Source organism: Staphylococcus sp. HMSC34G04 (assembly GCF_001838765.1).
In the GTDB taxonomy this organism is placed as follows: Bacteria; Bacillota; Bacilli; order Staphylococcales; family Staphylococcaceae; genus Staphylococcus; species Staphylococcus epidermidis.
Genome location: NZ_KV838689.1, coordinates 1 through 3606 on the forward strand (window position 1 = coordinate 1; position 3606 = coordinate 3606).

Sequence of the window (3606 nt, forward strand, 5' to 3'; positions counted from 1 at the left end):
GTAATTAGCTATATTTTTCTAACTTTGCAACAAAACCAAAAATAAGGATTATTAAAAAAGTGGCTAATAATTAGCCACTTTTTTAATTTGAGCCCGGAGCTTTTGGATGTTTCGTTTCTGCTGGTGAAGTTTCACAAGAATATTTTGTATGATGTTTACAAGAAGCTGCAGTTACAATTTGAGCTGCAGTTGTCCAAGGATTTGGCAAGCCTGGCTTTACTTGTGGAGTTTTACCCATAACGAATACCTCCTTTATATATGTTTGATTAGAGAATAACATATTCAACAGTATATGTCATATAATTCTGAATATCTTACTTTAATTGTTGTAGCTCAATCATATTTTTATATTTTGAATGTCTAGCTAATAACTCTTCATGAGTACCCATTCCTGTAATTTCACCATTATCGATAAAAATTATTTTATCAGCTTTTAGTACAGTGGAAAGACGATGCGCTACTATTATTGTTGTTCTATCGTTGCTAACATTTTTTATAGATTCTTGTATTTTGTGTTCACTTTCGCTATCTAAATTTGAAGTAGCTTCATCTAACAACAAAATCCCAGGTGTTTTAATAAAGTTTCTAGCTATATCTAACCTTTGTTTTTCACCGCCAGATAAATTAATTCCTTTTTCTCCAATAAGCGTATTATAATCATTAGGTAATTTCATTATAAAATCATGCGTTGACGCTAGCTTAGAATAATAAATGATATCTTCTATACATGGTGTCTCTTGTAGCGAATAAGTAATATTGCTTTTCACTGTTCTATTCAATACACCAGAGTTTTGCATAACATATCCTAAATTTTTTCTCCAATTAACTAAAGAATAGTCATAAATAGAATTAGTTCCATACTTAATTGAACCACTTTGAATTTCATATAGTCTTGAAATCAAATTAAGAATAGTTGTTTTACCAGAACCGGAAGGACCTACTATAGCAGTTATTTTATTTTTAGGTATAGTAAAGGATAAATTAGTAAAAACATGATTGTTTTCATCATAACTGAAAGATACGTTATTAAATGATAAATCTACTGAATTTAAAATATTAAGATTATTATTTTGTAAATTTTCTTTTTCTTCACTTAATATTTCAGAAAGTCTTTGACTTGCACCTATAGTTTTTTTATATCCTGTAAAGAGACTAGATATTTTTTCAATAGGGTCAGTTAATTGAGTCATATAAAAAATAAGAGCAATAAGCGTGCCAGGAGATATGGCTCCAGATGCCACTCTATATCCTCCAAAACCTAATACACCCCCCATTGAAACAAGCATAATTAACGTAGAAAGAGGTACTACAATTGAATTGATAACACCTTCTTTCACCCCAAAATAATATATATTTCGTAAATATGAATTAGTTTGACGAAACTCTTTATTAATTGAATTTGAAAGTTTAACTAATTTGATTTTAGATAAAACATGAGCTATTACACCACTAACCTTAGCAGTTTCAAGTTGTGTTTTATAAGAAAGTTTTTGCATTACGTTGCTTATTGGTATTATTAAAATGACATACATAGGTATTGAAATAAGAGCAATTAAAGCTGTTTCCCAATCTAGCATAAATAAAAAAAAGATTGATCCAAATAGTACAATTATTGATGGAAAAAAAGATGGTATAATTTCTGTAATGAAACTGTTTATTGATTTAGTGTCATCTATAATTCTACTTAATAGTTCACCATTACTATTTTTATCAAAAAAAGACGTTTTTAATCTTAAAATATGATTCCAAACTTTGTTAGTTAGAGAATAAATTATATTTTCGCCTAATCTAGTTAATAGATATATACTTAATCCGTTCAAGATGGAACTTAACAAAAAAATGAAAACAAATACTATAATATAGTATTTGTTTTTTATGACTTCTGAAAAATTATCAACTATATTTTGAGTGAATAAAGGAACTATAAGTTGAAATATACTGCCTATTATTGATAATAAAACAGAGAAAAAGAGTAACCACTTAGGAATTTCAATCTCATTAACTAAATGTAAAACTGGGTTTTTTTGTTTCATAGTATCCTCCAAAATACTTTTAATAAATTTCTAAGTTCTTAGTGTTTTTTAATATACCTTTTTCAGTAATGATATTTTTCTCATTTACAACATACATAAATGGAGTTTGTGAAATGAATAATTCTTCCCAATTAATATCTTTTATAATTTTAAAATTGAATGGACCTTTCGTATTAAAGTAGTTATCTACAGCAACTTCATCGTCTATAAAAATTACATAGACATTATTTAAGTGATCATTTAAGCTCAGCAACTCATCTATAATTTTAGCACAGTGGGGGCACTGAGTACTTAAACAAAAAATGTAATTTTTACTTTCTGTTAAATTAAAATTTTTGTATGGGAAAGATAAGGATATAGGGATTCCTTGCAAATCCAATATTTTTCTATTTATATCATTATAGAAAAATATGATGCTTATAATTAAAACAAACAGTAACAAAGCTATTATGTATACCATGAATTTCATCGTCCCTTTCTATTGATTATTGTTTTTATATAGAAATAAAAACATAAAAAAACAGAGTTTATAATTATATAATATACATTTATGGTGATATCAAATTTAAAAGAGCAAGATATAATTAATACACTAAGCATATTCATTGACACTTTGGTCCAGTTTATATTACTTGTTAATCTTTTACCAAAACAATCACATTCTTGGCCCTTTTTTCCTATAAATATTAAAACCGTTACAAATAAACTAAAAAAAGTATACATTAATAAGAGTATTGTCATACTCCACATAGAAATTTTCAGTGAAAGAAATATAGTTAGTGGAACAAAAACTTCTATAAATATTAGTAAAAATGAACAAAATTTAATTAGTTTTAAATTCACCTTATGATTTAATAATTCATATGTGTTTAGAGAAAAATGTGAAAAAGAATAAATTTTTAAAATTCCTGATACCAATGTTTGAATCAAAATGTAAGTTATAGCAATACTAAATAGAATATCCATATATTCCACTCCTAAAAGTATATAATATAAAGGATAAAACATTTGGCATAATTTTTGAAGTTATAATAAGAAAAAGGTATTATAGTAAAATATGTTAAAATAAGGTATAACCATATTTAGGAGGTGCTTTAATGTTTGAAAAGATGTTTAAAATTAGTAGTCTGCTATTTTTAATAAACATGATTTTTGTAGCAATAAAAGATATAGTATTAGGTGGTGAAACTACAAGAGCCGGTAATAATTTATTAGTTATTATAACTATTATTTTCACTATTTCAATGCTTATAACGAGCTTTTATTATATTAAAAATAGAAAAAGTGATTCTTCAAAGAATTATAAAGGCTTATACTATACTGTTCTTATTTTTATGCCAATAGTATGGATATTAGTTGGTTATTACGTGTTTTCACCATTGCCAGAGTTGCTTTCTCACACAAACACGTAAAAGTATATGTTGAGTTAAATTGTTATAAAAGAAACTAATAGCTCTCAAAAAACTTCTTTTTGAACAAATTCCCCCCATCGCAATTGTTATTTGAATTTTAAATACATTTATTTAAAATGGTTCTATTGAAAAGTTAGAAAAATATAGCTAATTACCATTTT

Annotated in this window: 5 protein-coding genes; 1 reads left to right on the forward strand and 4 read right to left on the reverse strand. The window is 26.0% G+C overall.

Annotation, left to right across the window (positions count from 1 at the left end; translation table 11 throughout):
* Positions 1-82: 82 nt before the first annotated feature.
* From HMPREF3241_RS12900 to HMPREF3241_RS13330, 4 genes are all read right to left on the reverse strand, one after another.
* The gene (locus HMPREF3241_RS12900) at positions 83-238 is read right to left on the reverse strand and encodes a hypothetical protein (protein ID WP_002485021.1); all 156 of its coding nucleotides are present in this window, start codon (positions 236-238) and stop codon (positions 83-85) included.
* 76 nt (positions 239-314) lie between these two features.
* On the reverse strand, positions 315-2033 hold the full coding sequence (locus HMPREF3241_RS00780; RefSeq protein WP_070853379.1) for an ABC transporter ATP-binding protein: 1719 nt from the start codon (positions 2031-2033) through the stop codon (positions 315-317).
* A 19-nt stretch (positions 2034-2052) separates the two neighbouring features.
* Complete coding sequence (locus HMPREF3241_RS00785; RefSeq protein ID WP_002485022.1) at positions 2053-2493, reverse strand: hypothetical protein; 441 nt, start codon at positions 2491-2493, stop codon at positions 2053-2055.
* A gap of 5 nt (positions 2494-2498) precedes the next feature.
* Positions 2499-3041 carry a MauE/DoxX family redox-associated membrane protein gene (locus tag HMPREF3241_RS13330; protein ID WP_324186101.1) on the reverse strand — a complete coding sequence of 181 codons (543 nt, stop codon included), beginning with the start codon at positions 3039-3041 and terminating at the stop codon, positions 2499-2501.
* 89 nt (positions 3042-3130) lie between these two features.
* On the opposite strand from HMPREF3241_RS13330, the gene HMPREF3241_RS00795 reads away from it, so the two are divergent.
* Positions 3131-3445 (forward strand): hypothetical protein, encoded by a 315-nt coding sequence (locus tag HMPREF3241_RS00795; RefSeq protein ID WP_002447385.1) that lies wholly within the window; start codon positions 3131-3133, stop codon positions 3443-3445.
* Positions 3446-3606 lie beyond the last annotated feature (161 nt).

Bases quoted from the DNA above. Each gene is read 5' to 3' on its own strand.
- HMPREF3241_RS12900 (WP_002485021.1), bottom strand. From the start codon at position 238: ATGGGTAAAACTCCACAAGTAAAGCCAGGCTTGCCAAATCCTTGGACA.
- HMPREF3241_RS00780 (WP_070853379.1), bottom strand. From the start codon at position 2,033: ATGAAACAAAAAAACCCAGTTTTACATTTAGTTAATGAGATTGAAATT.
- HMPREF3241_RS00785 (WP_002485022.1), bottom strand. From the start codon at position 2,493: ATGGTATACATAATAGCTTTGTTACTGTTTGTTTTAATTATAAGCATC.
- HMPREF3241_RS13330 (WP_324186101.1), bottom strand. From the start codon at position 3,041: ATGTTTTATCCTTTATATTATATACTTTTAGGAGTGGAATATATGGAT.
- HMPREF3241_RS00795 (WP_002447385.1), top strand. From the start codon at position 3,131: ATGTTTGAAAAGATGTTTAAAATTAGTAGTCTGCTATTTTTAATAAAC.